Source organism: Egicoccus sp. AB-alg6-2, from assembly GCF_041821025.1.
Taxonomy (GTDB): Bacteria; Actinomycetota; Nitriliruptoria; order Nitriliruptorales; family Nitriliruptoraceae; genus Egicoccus.
This window is the reverse complement of the sequence record NZ_JBGUAY010000004.1, coordinates 141,025-158,078: the sequence shown is the minus strand read 5'-3', so window position 1 is coordinate 158,078 and position 17,054 is coordinate 141,025. Positions and strand designations below refer to the sequence as shown.

General features: G+C 71.6%; 14 protein-coding genes. 5 read left to right on the top strand and 9 right to left on the bottom strand.

Annotation, left to right across the window (positions count from 1 at the left end):
• Nucleotides 1-55: 55 nt before the first annotated feature.
• Nucleotides 56-826, bottom strand: a complete 771-nt coding sequence (locus ACERMF_RS08030; protein WP_373668536.1) for a crotonase/enoyl-CoA hydratase family protein — start codon at nt 824-826, stop codon at nt 56-58.
• 171 nt (nt 827-997) lie between these two features.
• On the opposite strand from ACERMF_RS08030, the gene ACERMF_RS08025 reads away from it, so the two are divergent.
• Entirely contained in the window at nt 998-2,794 is a 1,797-nt protein-coding gene (locus ACERMF_RS08025; RefSeq protein WP_373668535.1) for a long-chain fatty acid--CoA ligase, read from the top strand.
• A gap of 160 nt (nt 2,795-2,954) precedes the next feature.
• On the top strand, nt 2,955-4,118 hold the full coding sequence (locus ACERMF_RS08020; RefSeq protein WP_373668534.1) for a CAP domain-containing protein: 1,164 nt from the start codon (nt 2,955-2,957) through the stop codon (nt 4,116-4,118).
• A gap of 33 nt (nt 4,119-4,151) precedes the next feature.
• On the opposite strand, the gene ACERMF_RS08015 is transcribed toward ACERMF_RS08020, so the two are convergent.
• From ACERMF_RS08015 to ychF, 3 genes are all read right to left on the bottom strand, one after another.
• Entirely contained in the window at nt 4,152-5,561 is a 1,410-nt protein-coding gene (locus ACERMF_RS08015; protein WP_373668533.1) for an ABC1 kinase family protein, read from the bottom strand.
• A 67-nt stretch (nt 5,562-5,628) separates the two neighbouring features.
• On the bottom strand, nt 5,629-5,817 hold the full coding sequence (locus ACERMF_RS08010; RefSeq protein WP_373668532.1) for a hypothetical protein: 189 nt from the start codon (nt 5,815-5,817) through the stop codon (nt 5,629-5,631).
• A 68-nt stretch (nt 5,818-5,885) separates the two neighbouring features.
• Nucleotides 5,886-6,983, bottom strand: a complete 1,098-nt coding sequence (gene ychF, locus ACERMF_RS08005; protein WP_373668531.1) for a redox-regulated ATPase YchF — start codon at nt 6,981-6,983, stop codon at nt 5,886-5,888.
• Between the two features lie 160 nt (nt 6,984-7,143).
• Between ychF and nucS the strand changes: the two genes are divergently transcribed.
• Nucleotides 7,144-7,803 carry an endonuclease NucS gene (nucS, locus tag ACERMF_RS08000; RefSeq protein WP_373668530.1) on the top strand — a complete coding sequence of 220 codons (660 nt, stop codon included), beginning with the start codon at nt 7,144-7,146 and terminating at the stop codon, nt 7,801-7,803.
• Nucleotides 7,804-8,028: 225 nt separating this feature from the next.
• Nucleotides 8,029-9,126, top strand: coding sequence for an S-layer homology domain-containing protein (locus ACERMF_RS07995; RefSeq protein ID WP_373668529.1), 1,098 nt, complete (start codon nt 8,029-8,031; stop codon nt 9,124-9,126).
• Here the strand turns inward: ACERMF_RS07995 and ACERMF_RS07990 are convergent.
• The 5 genes from ACERMF_RS07990 to ACERMF_RS07970 all read right to left on the bottom strand — a co-directional run bounded on the left by ACERMF_RS07990 (nt 9,123) and on the right by ACERMF_RS07970 (nt 13,964).
• Nucleotides 9,123-9,674 (bottom strand): NUDIX hydrolase, encoded by a 552-nt coding sequence (locus tag ACERMF_RS07990; RefSeq protein ID WP_373668528.1) that lies wholly within the window; start codon nt 9,672-9,674, stop codon nt 9,123-9,125. The genes ACERMF_RS07995 and ACERMF_RS07990 overlap by 4 nt on opposite strands.
• Nucleotides 9,671-11,029, bottom strand: a complete 1,359-nt coding sequence (locus tag ACERMF_RS07985) for a class I adenylate-forming enzyme family protein (RefSeq protein WP_373668527.1) — start codon at nt 11,027-11,029, stop codon at nt 9,671-9,673. Before ACERMF_RS07985 ends, ACERMF_RS07990 begins: the two co-directional genes overlap by 4 nt.
• A gap of 70 nt (nt 11,030-11,099) precedes the next feature.
• Nucleotides 11,100-11,897 carry a chlorite dismutase family protein gene (locus tag ACERMF_RS07980; RefSeq protein WP_373668526.1) on the bottom strand — a complete coding sequence of 266 codons (798 nt, stop codon included), beginning with the start codon at nt 11,895-11,897 and terminating at the stop codon, nt 11,100-11,102.
• A gap of 47 nt (nt 11,898-11,944) precedes the next feature.
• On the bottom strand, nt 11,945-12,550 hold the full coding sequence (locus ACERMF_RS07975; protein WP_373668525.1) for a 2,3-diphosphoglycerate-dependent phosphoglycerate mutase: 606 nt from the start codon (nt 12,548-12,550) through the stop codon (nt 11,945-11,947).
• Nucleotides 12,551-12,632: 82 nt separating this feature from the next.
• The gene (locus ACERMF_RS07970; protein ID WP_373668524.1) at nt 12,633-13,964 is read right to left on the bottom strand and encodes a M15 family metallopeptidase; all 1,332 of its coding nucleotides are present in this window, start codon (nt 13,962-13,964) and stop codon (nt 12,633-12,635) included.
• Between the two features lie 255 nt (nt 13,965-14,219).
• Here ACERMF_RS07970 and ACERMF_RS07965 point away from each other — a divergent pair, with 255 nt between their 5' ends.
• Entirely contained in the window at nt 14,220-17,030 is a 2,811-nt protein-coding gene (locus ACERMF_RS07965) for an aconitate hydratase (RefSeq protein ID WP_373668523.1), read from the top strand.
• Nucleotides 17,031-17,054 lie beyond the last annotated feature (24 nt).

Below are 17,054 nucleotides of genomic sequence, written 5' to 3'. Positions count from 1 at the left end.
CTAGGGGAGCGACACCACCCGACGGCAACGTCGGCGAGCGTCCCTCGCCCGTGGCTCACGTCCCTGCCGGGTCGCCGTGTCGTCCGGCTCCGGCCCGGAAGCGGGCGACGGCGGCCATGCCACCGTCCTCGATGGCCGCCATCCCGCCGTCGTGCTCGGCGAGCAACGCCTCGGGCAGGGCCCGGTCGAAGGCCGCGCGCGTGCTGGCGAGGTCCGCCGACAGCGTGCGTTGCGGCAGGGCGGCCAGTTCGGAGGCCAGGGCGACGGCCGCTTCGAGTGCGCTGCCCGGGGCGACGACACGGGTCACCAGGCCCATGGCGAGGGCCTCGTCCGCGGCTACGGCCCGGCCGGTCAGCACCAGGTCCAGGGCGCGCCCCATCCCGACGACGCGGGGCAGGCGGGCGGTGCCGCCGTCGATCAGCGGGACGCCGAAGCGGCGGCAGAAGACCCCGAGGACGGCGTCCTCGGCCGCGATGCGCAGGTCGCACCACAGCGCCAGTTCGAGGCCGCCGGCGACCGCATGGCCCTCGATGGCGGCCACGACCGGCTTGCCCGGGCGGCGGCGGGTCGGCCCCATCGGGCCGAGATCTGAGCGTTCGAGCCGGTTGCGGCGATCCGGGTCCTCGAGTGCGTGCAGGTCCGCCCCCGCACAGAAGGTGCCGCCCGCGCCGGTGAGGACGATCACGCGTACCTCGGCGTCGGCGTCCGCCGCCTCGACCGCGGCGAGCAGGGCGTCGGCCGTCGGCCGGTCGACGGCGTTGCGGACCTGCGGCCGGTCGATGGTGACGACGCGCACGGCTCCGACGGTCCGTTGCAGCACGTTCATGGAGGAGTCGTTCCTGCAGGCGGCGAATACCGGAGTTCGGCAGGTGCGCGACCGTAGCGGCCGGACCCGCCGCACCGCCCCGCAGCCTGCGGTTCGGTGGATGCTGCTTGCTAGGCTCGAACGCGATGTCCAGGCGAGTGGGACGACGCCGACGAGGCGAGGGGAGTGGTCATGCAGGAGTACACGAGTCCGGGTGAGGTCACGATCGCGGACGATGCCAATCTGACGCGTCCGCTGTTCGAGGCGGCGCGCACGTCACCGGACCGCATCGCCGTCTCCCACCGGGTGGGCGACCGCTTCGTGGACTGGACGACGCGCCAGTTCGTCGACGAGATCAAGGCCGTGACCAAGGGCCTGATCGGGCTCGGCATCGAGCCGGGACAACGGGTGTGCATCATGTCGGCGACCCGGCTCGAGTGGACGGTCCTGGACTACGCCATCTGGAGCGCGGGCGCGGTCACCGTGCCGATCTACGAGACCTCCTCGGCGGAGCAGGTCGAGTGGATCGTCTCCGACTCCGACGCCGTCGCGATCGTGATCGAGACGCCCGAGCTGCGAGGCATCTACGACGAGGTCGCCGGCAAGCTGCCCAACTGCGGTCACGTGTTCGTGATCGACGAGGGCGGGATGGACGCCATCAAGGCGGCGGGCGCGGACGTCAGCGACGAGGACGTCGATGCCCGCGCGACCGCGGTGACGGCGGACGACCTGGCGACACTGGTCTACACCTCCGGGACGACGGGCCGGCCCAAGGGTTGCGAGCTCACGCACCGCAACTTCGTCTGGAACGTCGCGCAGAGCGAGGCGTCGATCAGCGAGCTGATGCGGCCGGGCGAGACGACGCTGCTGTTCCTGCCGCTGGCCCACATCTTCGCGCGCTACATCCAGGTCGCGGTCATCAACGCCGGGGTCAAGCTCGGCTACTCGACGGGCATCCCGCAGTTGCTCGAGGAACTGGGGCTGTTCAAGCCGACCTTCCTGCTGGCGGTGCCCCGCGTCTTCGAAAAGGTCTTCAACGGGGCACAGCAGAAGGCGCACGCGGACGGCAAGGGCAAGATCTTCGACAAGGCGGCGGCGGTCGCCGAGCAGTTCTCGCGGGAGCAGGCGGCGGGCAAGGTCGGACTCGCCACGAAGGTCCAACATGGCCTGTTCGACAAGCTCGTCTACGGCAAGCTCCGCAATGCCATGGGCGGCAACGTGCGGTACGCCGTCTCGGGTGGCGCGGCGCTCGGCGAGCGGCTGGGCCACTTCTTCAACGGGATCGGCATCCTGATCCTCGAGGGGTACGGCCTCACCGAGACCACCGCGCCGGCCACGGTGAACCGTCCCGACGCCTACAAGATCGGCACCGTCGGCAAGCCCCTTCCCGGCGCGTCGGTCAAGATCGCCGACGACGGCGAGATCCTGCTCCGGGGCGGCAACATCTTCCGCGGCTACTACCACAACGAGGACGCCACCAACGAGGTACTGGAGTCGGACGGCTGGTTCCACTCCGGCGACATCGGTCAACTCGACGGTGAGGGCTTCCTGCGCATCACCGGCCGCAAGAAGGAGATCCTGGTGACCGCCGGCGGCAAGAACGTCGCGCCGGCCATCCTCGAGGACCGGATGCGGGCCCACGCCCTGGTGAGCCAGTCGATGGTGGTCGGCGACAACAAGCCGTTCATCGCCGCGCTGATCACCATCGACCCCGAGGCGTTCGGCGGCTGGGCCGAGGCCAACGGCAAGTCGGGCAAGACGGTGGCTGACCTCGTCGACGACGCCGACCTGCGCGCCGAGGTGCAGAAGGCCGTGGACGAGGCCAACCAGGCCGTCTCCAAGGCCGAATCGATCCGCACCTTCCGGATCCTGCCCGAGGACTTCGAGGTCGGGGTCGAACTGAGCCAGAAGATGTCGGTGAAGCGCCACGTGGTCAGCGAGAAGTACGGCCACGTCATCGACGACATCTACGCCACCGCGAAGTCGTAGGGGCGCGTGACCCCGGGGTCCCGATGCGGCGCACGACCTGCGCCGCTCGGGACCCCGCTGCGTGCGGGAACTCTCCGCCGGCCGGGGTCGTTGGTACAGGAGGTCGATCTGGGACATACGTCCCGGTTCTCGCTCCCGTTCCCGACGATCGCAGGAATGCATGCTGCACTCGCGCCGTCCGTTGTCGCTGTTCGCCCTGCTGTCGGGCCTGCTCGGTCTGATCGCCACGCTGCTGATCGCGAGCCCCGCTCCCGCCGAGGCCGCGCGGGCACGCAGCGCCGACGAGTCCGCGGCCGAACGGCACCTGGTCGCCGAGCACAACCGGATCCGCTCGGGGGCGTCGCGCGCGTCGCTCACCGCCGCCTCCGACCTGACCGAGGCGGCCCGGGCCTGGTCCGACGAGATGGCGCGGACGGGCACGTTCGTGCACAACCCCTCGGTCGGGCGGCAGATCTGCTGCTGGACCGCGTGGGGCGAGAACATCGCCTGGGCCGGTCCGGTCGACGCCATCGGCGGCTGGAAGCCGACGGCGGACCGGATCATGCGCGGGTGGATGGACTCCACCGGTCACCGCGACAACATCCTGTCGTCGACGTTCGACGAGGTCGGGATCGGTATCAGCGTCGCCGCCAACGGTCGCATGTACGCCACCGCGGTCTTCCGCCGCGCGGACGGTTCCGCGAAGACCTCGAGTCTGCCGACGCCGACGGTGCGCAGCGGGGACGCGGCGTGCCCCGCCGGCTCCGTCCCGACCTCCGGGTTCACCGACGTCGGGCGGTCGCAGACGCGGGCGGTCGACTGCCTGGCCTGGTGGTCGGTCGCCGAGGGCACGACGGCGCACGCGTTCTCGCCCGGCGGTGACGTCACCCGGGCGCAGTTGGCGACCTTCGTGACCCGGGCGATCGAGCGCAGCGGCGGTCGTCTGCCCGCTGCCCCGCTCCGCTTCGCGGACGTTGACGCCAACTCCTCCCATGCCGACGCGATCGCCCGGCTGGCGGGCGCCGGCGTGGTCGGCGGCTTCGGCGACGGCACCTTCCGGCCGAGCGCCACCGTCGAGCGCGACCAGATGGCCTCGGTGCTGGTCGCCGCGGCGGAGTACCGCACCGGCCAGCGGTTGCGTTCGCCCTCACGCGACTGGTTCCTCGACGACGCCGGTACGCACGAGCGCGCCATCAACCAGGCGGCGGACGCGGGGTGGACCGCCGGGGACGGCAACGGCCACTTCGGCCCGTCGCAGGGACTGCAGCGCGGCCACCTGGCGCTGTTCCTGACCCGGTGGCTGGACACCATGGTCGCCGAACACGGGGCACGGCTCCCGAGCTGACCGCCGGGTGAGCCCGCGGGCGGCGGTGCCGGTTCAGGCCGGGGGATCGACCGTGGGTTCGCGCGTGTGCCACCACGCCGCGTCCAGCTCGCCGAGTGGGGTCGCGGGCGGCGCGTCGGGATCGACGTACTCGTCGCGGATGGCGCGCCAGTCGTTGGTGGCGCCGAGGCGCCCGAGCACCGAGTTGAGCCCCCACTGGATCCGGTTGAGCAACAGGTAGTCCGGCGGCAGGTTGAGCTTGCGCAGGACGTCGCTGTACGGGCTGCGTGGATCCGTCGTCGAGCGGATCACCTCGGCCGCGTACTCGGGGGTGAAGGTGAACGGCTGGTCCGCCACGACCGGACGGGTGTAGAGCCGGAACCACGCGTGGACCAGGTCCTCGTCGACGCGGGCCGTCTTGGGCAGGAAGCCGGCCTGGCGCAGCGCCTCGAGGGCCTCGCCGCGGTCCGCGCGGGCAACCGATTCCTCCACGGCGCGCATCGAGTCGTAGCGCTCACGGGTGAACATCTTCACCGAGCCGTAGTCGATGAACGCGACGCGGACCCCGCCGTCGGCGGCCGAACCCTCGGGCTCGATGAGATAGTTGCCCGGATGCGGGTCGCCGTTGAACAGCCGGAAGCGGCCGATGGAGCCGAAGGCGTAACGGAAGACGATCTCGCCCACCCGTTGACGCGTGGCCTCGTCCGCCGTCTCGGCGACGTGGTCGAACTTGGCGCCGTGGATGCGCTCACTCACGAGCACGCGCCGGCGGCACAGGTCGCCGACGATGTCGGGAACCCGGATGAACGGATGGTCGGCGTACCGGGTGGCGAACGCCCGCTGGTAGCGGGCCTCGCGCTGGTAGTCGAGCTCGTCGTCGATCCGCTCGCGCAGCTCGTCGAGGAGCGGCTCGATCTCCTGGTTCGGCGCCATCATCCGGGCGATGGGCCGGAACGTCTCGGCGTTGCGAAGGTCCGATCGCACCGCTTCGGCGACGCCCGGGTACTGCACCTTGACGACGACGTCACGCCCGTCCTCGAGCGTGGCCGCATGCACCTGCCCGATCGAGGCCGCAGCGAGCGGCTTGCGGTCGAAGGCGGCGAACACCGTCTCGGGGGCGGCGCCGTACTCCTCGCGCAAGACCTGGTCGATCGCGCCGGGATCGAACTCCGGGGCGGCGTCCCGCAACTGGGCCAGGGCCTCGTGGTAGACGTTCTTGACGTCGGGCGGCAGGTCGAGATCGACGAAGCTCAGCAGTTGGCCGAGCTTCATCGCGGCCCCCTTCATGTCACCGAGGACCTCGGCGAGGTTGGCGGCGAGCTCACGGTGGGCCGCGTCCTCCCCGCCCGGACGCCCGGCCAGCTCGCGCGCCTTCGCGCCGGCGAACCCCGAAGCGCCGCGCACGCCGGTGCGGGCGAGCCGCGCACCGCGCTGGAACCGTCCGCCGAGTCCTCTGCCTGCCACACCTGGTGCCGTTCGTCGGGGCTGCGAAGGTGCCGCACGGTTCGTACCGCGGCGGACGCGCGGTTGGCTACTCGGCCATCTCGGCCAGCGGGTTGCCCTCGGCGCGGGCCTGGGCCAGTCGCTCGGCAAGTGCGGCGCGGCGCTCGTCGTTGAGGCAGGCACAGCCGACCTCGAAGGGGCCGTAGTGCCTGACGTCGACGCGGTGGGTGGGACAGGCGGCCACCTCGAGTCGGGTGATGGGCTCTGTCCGGGCCATGCGAATCGCCTCCAGGTGTCGCCCGCTCGGGGCGGCTCGTTGCGGTGGGTGTCGGACGTCTGCGGCCGTCAGACGTTGAAGCGGAAGTGGACGACGTCGCCGTCCTTGACGATGTACTCCTTGCCCTCGATACGCAACCGGCCGGCCTCGCGGGCCGCGGCCTCGGTACCGAGACGGTCGTAGTCGTCGAAGGCGATGACCTCGGCCTTGATGAAGCCGCGCTCGAAGTCGGTGTGGATCTCGCGCGCTGCGCGGGGCGCCGTCGAGCCGGCCGGCACCGTCCACGCGCGGGTCTCCTTCGGACCGGCCGTGAAGTAGGTCAGCAGGCCGAGCAGCCGGTACGCCCGTTCGATGAGCCGCTCCAGCCCCGAGCGCTCCAGGCCGAGCGACTCGAGGTACTCGGCCCGTTCCTCGCCGCCGAGCTCGGCCAGTTCCGCCTCGACCTGCGCCGAGATGACGACGAGCTCGGCACCCTCGATCTCGGCGAGCTTGCGCACGACCTCGACGTGCTCGTTGCCCGCGGCGTCGGGGAGTTCGTCCTCGGCGACGTTGGCCGCGTACAGCACCGGCTTGGCCGTGAGCAGCGACAACTCGCGGGCGACCGACGGTTCGAGTTCGCCGGGGAAGGTCCGGGCGACGTGACCTTCGGCGAGGTGGTCGCGCAGGGCGAGCACCTGGTCGCGTTCGCGCACCAGGTCCTTGTCGCCGGTCCGTGCCGAGCGCGTGGCGCGTTCGAGCCGCTTCTCGGTGGTCGCGAGGTCCGCCAGCACCAGCTCGGTGGTGATGATCTCGACGTCACGCGCGGGGTCGACCGAGCCGCTGACGTGGATGATGTCGTCGCTCTCGAAGCAGCGCACCACGTTGCAGATCGCGTCGACCTCGCGGATGTGGGCCAGGAACTGGTTGCCCAGCCCCTCGCCCTGCGAGGCACCCGCGACCAGCCCCGCGATGTCGACGAACTCGATCGCCGTCGGGACGACCTTCTGCGACTTCGCCAGCTCGGCCAGTCGGTCGAGGCGCGCGTCGGGGACCGCGACGACCCCGACGTTGGGGTCGATGGTGCAGAAGGGGAAGTTCGCGGCCTCGGCCCCGGCCTGGGACACGGCGTTGAACAGGGTCGACTTGCCGACGTTGGGCAGGCCGACGAGACCGACCTGGAGCGCCACGGTGGGACCTTTTCGAAAGAGTGGACGAAGAGCTGTCCGGCCACGACGGTCGCACGATCGACGCGTGGCCCGGGCCCGGCCCTCGAGCGTAGCCGACGGCCCGCCGCCCTCCCGCGGCGGGGGTTGGTGGCGCGGGCGGCCGCCGCTACCGTCCGCCGCCATGCGTCTGCTCGTCGCGCGGTGCTCCGCGACCTACGAGGGCCGACTGTCGTCGACCCTGACCAGTGCTGTGCGCCTCGTGATGGTGAAGGCGGACGGTTGTGTCGCCCTGCACGCCGACGTCGGGGCCTACAAGCCGCTCAACTGGATGAATGCGCCCAACACCCTGTTCGAGGAGGAGGGGCGTTGGGTCGTCACCAATCCGAAGGGCGAGAAGCTCATCATCGAGCTCGAGGAGGTGTTCGAGGACGTCAGCTACCAGCTCGACACCGAGCGCGGTCTCACCCTCGACGGTGTCGAGCGTGAGCTGCAGGAGCTGCTCGCCGCCCATCCCTCGCACCTCGAGCAGGACCTCGTGTGCATCCAGCGCGAGTTCCGCACCGATCTCGGGCCCGTCGACCTGCTCTGTCGCGATCCGAGCGGAGGCGCGGTGGCGGTCGAGATCAAGCGCATCGGCGAGATCGACGGCGTGGAGCAGTTGACGCGCTATCTCGAACGCATGCAGCGCGACCCCCTGCTCGCGCCGGTGCGCGGCGTCTTCGCCGCCACGATCATCAAGCCCCAGGCGCGGGTGCTGGCCGAGTCGCGCGGTATCGCATGCGTCGAGGTCGACCTCGGACGGTTGCGCGGCGAAGAGGAAACCAACCTGCGCCTGTTCTGACGGCCGGGCGGCCAGGGGAAGCCCGCGTTCACCCGACCGGAGTGTCCGAATTGCCGGGGATGGTCGTCCCGCCGGATGGCGCCGGGGCGGCATGGTCCCTGCCGCAGTGCCGCGTCGATGACGACCGTCCGACGCGGGGGAGCGGCGGTGGAGCGGGCGATGGGGCGCGGGGCGGAAACGACGTGGGGGCGTACGCGCCGAAGCGGGCTCACGGCGCTGACAGCGATGGGACTCCTGGTCGCAGCGGCGCCAGCGGCCCTCGCCCAGCCGGACGGGTTCCCACGGAACCTCGACCGCGCCTGCGACCGCGGTGCGCAGCAGGCTGCGCCGTTCGTCGACGTCGACCCCGCCTCTGACGTCGGCGCCGCCGTCGGGTGTCTGTGGGTCCACGACGTCGTCGCCGGGCGCTTCGTCGGCGACGAACTGCGCTTCGATGCCGATGCTCCGCTGACCCGGCAGCAGATGGCCTCGTTCCTGGGCAACGCCCTGCACGTTCTGCCGGCAGCGAGCTATGCCGCGCCGGCCGTGACCACGCCCGACTTCGTCGATGCCGCGACGATCAGCGGCGCGCATCGGGTCGCCGTCGCCCGGCTGCAGGCCGACGGCATCGTCGCCGGCTACGGGGACCGGACCTTCCGCCCCGGGCGAACCCTCGACCGGGCCCAGATGGCGAGCTTCGTGGCCGCTGCCGTCGAGGCGGTGCTCGCGGAGCCCCTCGCCCGCGACGCGGCCTTCGACGACGTCGCCGGCACGCATGCCGCCAACATCGAGAAGCTCGCCGCGGCCGGGATCGCCGATACGTCCTCCGCCACCTTCGCGCCCCACCGTTCCGCCACCCGGGGCGAGATGGCGCAGTACATGGCGCGCGCCCTCGATCTCCTCGCCGAGCGTGGCCACCTGCAGGCGATCTCGTACGCCCCGCACAGCCCGGACGCATGGCTGGGGCTGCGTGAGGTCACGGCGACCGAGCATCCCGGCTTCGATCGCCTCTCGTTCGTGATCGATGGCGGTGCCGGAACCCCGGGCTGGCGGGTCCGGTACGTGGACGCCGCGATCGAGCACGGTCGCGGACACGAGCTCGCGGTCCGTGGCGAGGCGATCCTGCAGGTGCACCTGACCGGGATGGCGCTGCCACCCGAGCTGGCGTTCGCCGACTGGGACGCCGGCCGGCTGGCGGTCGACGGTGCCGGCATCGTCGAGGTCGTGGATGCCGGTGTCTACGAGGGCCGCCGGCTGCTGTTCGTCGGCACGACGGGACGACACGCGGTGACGGTGAGCCGGGCGGACCCGGGACGGATCCACCTCGACGTCGCCGGACGCTAGTGCCGGCCACGCCCGAGTCGTCCGAGGGCGGCCTCGGCTGCGGAGACCAGGGAGGCGTCGCCGACCGCGCGGACGCCGTCGAGGTCGAACCAGCCCACGTGGGGCGACTCGCCCGCGAGCGGGGCGAGCTCGGCGTCGCCGTCGGCAAGGAGCAGGTAACGGACATCGAGGTGGACGTGGCCCCGCGGTCCCTGGTGGACGTCGACGTGCGCCACCACCGGTCCCTTCGCTGGGTGTTCGGCCGACAACCCGGTCTCCTCCCGTGTCTCGCGGACGGCGGCGCCGGCCGTGGACTCCCCGGGGTCGACGTGACCGCCGGGCTGGAGCCAGATGCCGAGCCGCTTGTGCCGGTGCAGCAGGAAACGCGCGCCCGCGTCGACGACGATGGCCGATCCGGTGACGTGCGTCGGGTCCGCCGTCTCCGACAGGGGATCGGTCAGCCAGTCGAGCAGCGCGAGGGTCCGGCGCAGGGAGGAACGCTCGCGGGCGTCACGGGGGACGTGCGCGTCCAGGTGACGGCGCAGCTCGGCGACCGGGTCGCCGCTCACGGCTGCTGCTCCCAGAGCGATTCGAGGGCTCGATCGGCCCGACGGACCTTCCCGGTCGGCGTCCGCGGCAGGGCGTCGACCACCGCGATGCGCTTTGGCACCTTTGCCGCGGCGAGGTGGCCGGTCAGCGAGCGTCGCAGCGACTCGCCGTCGAGGGAGGCGCCGGGCCAGGGGACCGCGAACGCCACGAGCCGCTCGCCCCACTCCTCGTCAGGGACGCCGAACACGGCCGTCTCGGCGACACCGGGCTGCTCGAGCAGGTGACGTTCCACCTCGGCGGGATAGACGTTGACGCCGCCGGTGATGACCAGGTCGCCGGGGCGGCCCGAGAGGAACAGCCGCCCGTCCTGGTCCAGGTGGCCGAGGTCGCCGACCGTGAAGGCGTCGCCGTCCCATGCGGCAGCGGACCGCTCGACGTCGCCCCAGTAGGTGAAGCGCGCGTGCCCCGGCGCCCGCACCCACACGGTGCCCACCTCGCCGGGGGGCAGCGTCGCGCCGTCGTCGCCTCGGACCTCGAGACGACGTCCGGGCCTCGCGTGCCCGACCGTCCCCGGCGCCTCGCACCACACCTGCGGCGGGCAGACCGTGAACTGCCCCTCGGTCGAGCCGTAGAACTCCCACACCGCGTCCGGCGGGGCCGCCGCCAGCACGCGGCGCTTGAGCGGCGCAGGGCAGGGCGCGCCGGCGTGTGCGAGCAACCGCAGCGACGCGAGGTCGTCGTCGGGGGCGGAACTGGTGGCCAACAATCGGTGCAACTGGGTCGGCACGCAGAACAGCGAGTCAGGTCGCAGTTCGCGCAGTGCCGCGGACCAGGCCCGTGCGTCGAACCGTGACAGCACCGCGATCCGACCGCCGAGCAGGGCGGTCACCAGCGCGAAGCGGAAGGGGCCCGAGTGGTACAGCGGGGACACCACCAGGTGGGTGTCGCCGTGCCGCCCCTCGAACGCCGCGCGCTCGTCCTCGATGACCGACCGGCCCCAGTCGGAACCGTGGACGCCGACGTGGACGCCCTTGCGGCGGCCGGTCGTCCCCGACGTGTAGGCCATGGGACGGGTTCGGGGCCAGTCGGCGGAGGGGTCGGTGCCCGGCAGCGCCGCGATGTCGGCGGGCGTCAAGGCGTGCACGCGCGGGTGCCATCGCGACAGCGCCGCGGCACGGCTGGGGGTGGCCAGCACGGCCGCCGGCGTCGCGTCGTCGAGGATCTCGCGGGCCTCGCCGTGGCCGAGATCGGGCGGGAGCGGCACGGCCACCACGCCCTCGAGGCAGGCGGCGGCGAGGACGCCGAAGGTGGTCGGGTCGTTGCCGAGTGACACCGCCAGGCGGTCGCCCGCGCCGAGGCCCAGCTGTCGCAGCACGGTGACTCCCCGCGCGAACAGGGGCTCGGCCTCCAGCAGAGGAGGCGGCGCGTGTCGTCCGGTTCCGCGGTCACGTGCCGCGTGTGAGCCCCACCTCGACGACCAGGTCGGTCGGGGAGCGACGGATCCCGATGACGAAGTCCCCGAACTCGGCGTAGCGCGCCGACGCCTCGTCGTAGCGCATCGTGTAGACGATGTCCTTGATGTCGGCGAGGTCGTGGGCGAACAGGGTCACGCCCCACTCCCACTCGTCGAGCCCCGTGCTGCCCGAGACCAGCTGCAGGACCCGCCCGGTGTAGGCACGGCCGGACCTGCCGTGGTCGTGCATCAGCCGGCGACGTTCGGCGAAGTCGAGCGAGTACCAGTTGTCGTCTCCCGAGCGCCGGTGCGACATCGGGTAGAAGCAGCCGAGTTCCCAGGCCGGCATCCGTGGATGCAGCTTGTCGTCGGTGTACTTGGCCATCCGCTCGGCGAACTGCGTCACGCGGCGTTCGAGGTCCTCGCCATCGACCCCTTCGGCGACGAGGTACTCGCGGTACTCCTCGGGGCTCTGCGTGTACTCGCTGCCCTCGGTGAGCGACAGGTACGACCAGGTCAGCCGCAGCGCCGGTGCCGCCTGGTTCGCCAGTACCTCGGTCTGCAGTGTCCGCAGCAGGCTCAGGTCCGAGTCGACGGCCATCAGCATCACGTCGGCCTTGTGGCCGAGCACGCTGAAGGTGTGCAACTGCGTGCGCTCGGACCACCGCTCGAGGACGGCGGCGAACTCCTTGGCGGCCCCGGGAGGCAGGGAGGGGACCGCAGCGTGGTCGACCTGCAGGAACAGGTGCAGCACGCCCCAGCCTTCACCGGGGCGAACGGGATCCAACACGGGCAGCCTCCTGGCCGACGATCGGTTCCGACGAGGCTACCGACGCCTCACGCGAGGATGGACTTGCCCAGCAGGGTGCCGTCCTCGTCGAGGTCGTAGACGAGCGGGACCCCGGTCGCCAGCTCCACGCCCGGGATCTCGTCCTCGGGCACGTCCTCGAGCCGCATCACGATGGCGCGGTTGGAGTTTCCGTGGGCCACGACCAGGACGTTCTTGCCCTGCCGGATGTCGCCCAGGATGGCACGCTCGAAGAACGGCAGCGTCCGGGCCGCGGTGTCCTTGAGCGACTCGCCGTTGGGGGGTGGCGTCGCGAAGGAGCGCCGCCAGATGTGCACCTGCTCGTCGCCGTACTTCGCGGCGGTGTCGGCCTTGTTCAGGCCCTGCAGGTCGCCGTAGTGCCGCTCGTTGAGCGCCTCGTCACGGATGACCGGCAGCTGCAGGCCGGCGGTCGCCTGCAGCAGGTCGAGCGTCTCCTGCGCCCGCGTCAGGCGCGACGTGTAGGCGACGTCGAAGGTCGTGCCGCGCAGCCGTTCTCCGCCCTTGCGGGCCTCCTCGCGTCCGAGTTCGGTCAGTGGCACGTCGACCCAGCCGGTGAAGCGGTTCTGCAGGTTCCACAGGGACTGACCGTGGCGGACCAGGGCGAGGGTGGGCATGTCGCACTCCGTGGGGCGGGACGTCGCGGATGGGACGAGCCTAGTGACCGTGCGGCCCGGCGAGACCGGCGCCCCTCGCCCGTCAGCCGACCTCCACCACGCGGGCCAGTTCGAAGTGCATCCCGTCGGGGGTGCTCCACCATCCGCCCCAGGCGAAACCCCACTTCTCGAAGATCTCCACGATCCGCAGGTCCATCCTGGGTGTGGCGCCGTAGGCGTTGTCGCGGGCGTTGAAGTCGATGGCCAGGCCCCAGGCGTGCATCGACAGGCCCCGTTGCGGGTTCCACAGGATGTGGCGCGGCACGAAGCACCCGGCGAACTGGCTCCGGTCGAAGTGGTCGTACAGGCCGGCCTCGGCGATCTCGCGGAGTGCGGCTTGCAACTGCGGCACCATCACCCGGTGACAGCGCGTGGTGCCCATGCCCGGGATCTCGACCGTCACGATGTTCTTCGCGACCCAGGCGGGGTCGATCGCGATCGTGCCGTCGCCCCGTGAGGTGTACGAGAACGGCTCGAGCGTGACGCTGCCCGAGCGCTTCGGGCCGGCCTGCCGTGGTGCGGGGGGTCGCACCACCTCGGCGCGGGCCCCGAACTGCTCGCCGAGGTGGTCCGCGAGCGTCTGGGCGTCGCCGTCCGCTCCCACGATGAGCGTGTTCACGGCGTCGGCCCCCAACAGTTCACCCAGGTCGTGGGGGACGAGCAGATCGGCCAGCGGAGGTGCGCCGTTGGCGGCGAAGGCGCCGACACGGGCCGGGACCGCGGCATGCACGGTCCGAAGCGTGATGGTGCCGCCGAGTTCGAGACCGAGCTCCTGTGCGACGTCATGGCGCACGACGACGTCGCCGTCGGTGATCCGCTCCCAGACGCCCACGTTCTGGGCCGTGACGTCCGGCGTGAAGGGGCGCACGTCGGCCGGTCCCGCCGTCATGGCGCGCAGTTCAGCGGTTTCGCCGGACGGCCCGACGGCCTCGAGGTCGAACGCGGTGACGGCGGCGGTCGTGAGTGCCTCGTCGCCGGCGACCTCCTCCAACGCCGCGTCGGACAGCGGTGCGTCCCCGCCGTGGACGATCACGCTCGGCGTGACCAGCGGTACCTCCTCGGGCAGCGGCGCGGGCGGCTCCGCCGATGGCTCCACGGCCTGAGGCGCGGCGTCCTCGACGGGCTCGTCGGACGCGAGCGGCACCTCCGGGGCGGCGGGAGCGTCGACCTCGGGTGCTGCGGCGAGCGAGGGGATCGGCGGCGGCGTCGTGACCGGAACCGGTGCCGCGGTGACGACGTCGGTGGCTGTCCGGGACACGCCTGCCTGCTGGGCCGTGCGCGACGTCGTGCCACTACAGGTCGTCAGCGCCAGGGCAGCGCTCGCGGCGATGACCACCAGGCGGTGGCGCAGCATGATGCGCAGCGACTCGGTCACGAACGGCCTCGACGGGGGAGCGGGCGATTCGCGGTACCAACGCACGACGGGGCCTGCGGTGACGAGGGCGCGGTCTCCCGTCCGGACGACCGGGCGCGGGGCGCGCTCGGGTATGTTCGACGACCAGGCCCGCCTCCCCCGTACGTCGGTACCGGGCGGGAGGCCGGCAACGCGCGAGCGCCGGCAGTCGGCGTGTCCGCGCCCCGCCACCAGGACGTCGCCCCGCCGCTCGGGGCGCTCGGATGAGGAGCCCCCGTGAGCAGCATCGACAGCTTCGGCGCGAAGAGCCACCTCGACGTGGACGGCCAGCAGTACGAGATCTTCCGCCTCGACGCGGTCGAGGGCCAGCAGCGGCTGCCCTACAGCCTCAAGGTGCTGCTCGAGAACCTGCTGCGGACCGAGGACGGCAGCAACATCACCGCCGACGACATCCGGGCGCTCGCGAGCTGGGACGCGTCGGCGCAGCCCGACACCGAGATCCAGTTCACGCCTGCCCGGGTGATCCTGCAGGACTTCACCGGCGTGCCGGCGGTGGTCGACCTCGCCGCCATGCGCGAGGCGATGGCCGACCTCGGTGGCGACCCGGCCCGCATCAACCCGCTCGTGCCGGCGGAGCTCGTCATCGACCACTCGGTGGTCGCGGACTCCTTCGGACAGGCCAACTCGCTCCAGATCAACATCGACCTCGAGTTCGAACGCAACCGCGAGCGCTACCAGTTCCTGCGCTGGGGCCAGGAGGCCTTCGACGGCCTCAAGGTCGTTCCGCCCGGCACCGGCATCGTCCACCAGGTCAACATCGAACACCTCGCACGGGTCGTGTTCCCGAACGAGCGGCCCGACGGCACGGTGCAGGCCTACCCGGACACACTGGTCGGCACCGACTCCCACACGACGATGGTCAACGGGCTCGGCGTGCTCGGCTGGGGCGTCGGTGGCATCGAGGCCGAGGCGGCGATGCTCGGCCAGCCGGTGTCCATGCTGATCCCGCGCGTGGTCGGCTTCAAGCTCTCGGGCGCGCTGCCCGACGGCGCCACCGCGACCGACCTCGTGCTCACGATCACCGAGATGCTGCGCAAGCACGGCGTGGTGGGCAAGTTCGTCGAGTTCTACGGGCCGGGCGTCACCGCGGTGCCGCTCGCCAACCGCGCCACCATCGGCAACATGTCGCCCGAGTACGGCTCGACGGCCGCGATCTTCCCGATCGACGACGAGACGCTGAAATACCTGCGGTTCACCGGCCGCTCCGAGCACCAGGTCGCCCTGGTCGAGGCCTACGCCAAGGAACAGGGCATCTGGCACGACCCGCAGGCCGAGCCCGACTACTCCGAGCATCTCGAACTCGACCTGTCCACGGTCGTGCCGTCGCTGGCCGGACCGAAGCGCCCGCAGGACCGGGTCGACCTGTCCGACGCCAAGCGCGCCTTCCGGGTCGCCCTGCAGGACTACACCGGTGAGGTGGAGTACGAGGGTCTCGACGACGCGGTCGACGACACCTTCCCCGCGTCGGACCCCGCGATCGGCGGGCCGGCCGACCACGAGGACGAATCGGCCAAGCCGCACGAGTTCCACGGCACCCCCAACGGACGCGCGTCGAGCCCGGCGGAGGTCACGCTCGAGGACGGCAGCAGCTTCACGATCGACCACGGCGCGGTCACGATCGCCGCGATCACCTCGTGCACCAACACCTCGAACCCGAGCGTGATGATCGGCGCGGCGCTGCTGGCCAAGAACGCGGTCGAGAAGGGCCTGCAGCGCAAGCCGTGGGTCAAGACCACCCTGGCGCCGGGTTCGAAGGTCGTCACCGACTACTTCGACCGCGCCGGCCTGACCCCCTACCTCGAGAAGCTCGGGTTCAACCTCGTCGGCTACGGGTGCACCACCTGCATCGGCAACTCGGGTCCGCTGATCCCCGAGGTGTCGCAGGCGGTCCAGGACCACGACCTCGCGGTCGTGTCGGTGCTGTCGGGCAACCGCAACTTCGAGGGGCGCATCAACCCGGACGTGAAGATGAACTATCTCGCGTCGCCGCCGCTGGTCGTCGCCTACGCGCTGGCGGGTTCGATGGACCTCGACATCACCACCGAACCGCTCGGCACGGGCAGCGACGGCGAGCCGGTGTACCTCGCCGACATCTGGCCGTCCCCGCAGGAGATCCAGGACACCATCGGCCGGGCGCTGCAGTCGCAGACCTTCACCGACGAGTACGCCTCGGTGTTCGAGGGCGACGCGCAGTGGAAGTCGCTGCCGACCCCCGACGGCGACACGTTCGCATGGGCGGACGACTCGACCTACATCCGCAAGCCCACGTTCTTCGACGGCATGGGCGCCGAGCCCGAACCGGTCGAGGACATCGCCGGCGCCCGGGTACTGGCCAAGCTCGGTGACTCCGTCACGACCGACCACATCTCGCCGGCCGGCGCGATCAAGTCGGACAGCCCGGCCGGTCACTACCTGACCAGCCACGGCATCGAGCGGCGCGACTTCAACAGCTACGGCTCCCGCCGCGGCAACCACGAGGTCATGATCCGCGGCACCTTCGGCAACATCCGCCTGCGCAACCAGCTCGCGCCGGGGACGGAGGGCGGCGTCACCCGCGACTTCACCGCGGGCGGCGAGGTCACCTCGATCTTCGAGGCCTCCGAGCACTACCAGCAGCAGGGCATCCCGCTGGTCGTGCTCGCGGGTGCCGAGTACGGCTCGGGCTCCTCCCGCGACTGGGCCGCCAAGGGCACCCTGTTGCTGGGCGTGCGGGCGGTCATCGCCACCTCCTTCGAACGCATCCACCGCTCCAACCTGATCGGGATGGGGGTGCTGCCGTTGCAGTTCCCCGACGGCGAGAGCGCCGACTCGCTCGGCCTCACGGGCGAGGAGACCTTCGACATCGCCGGTGTCACCGGTCTCAACGACGGCGAGGTCCCGGCCACGGTCGCGGTCACCGCACGTCGCGAGGACGGCAGCGAGGTGACGTTCGACGCGCGGCTGCGCATCGACACCCCGGGCGAGGCCACCTACTACCGCCACGGCGGCATCCTGCAGTACGTCCTGCGGTCGCTGCGGGACCGCTGACAGCACGGCACCATCCGTCCGCGG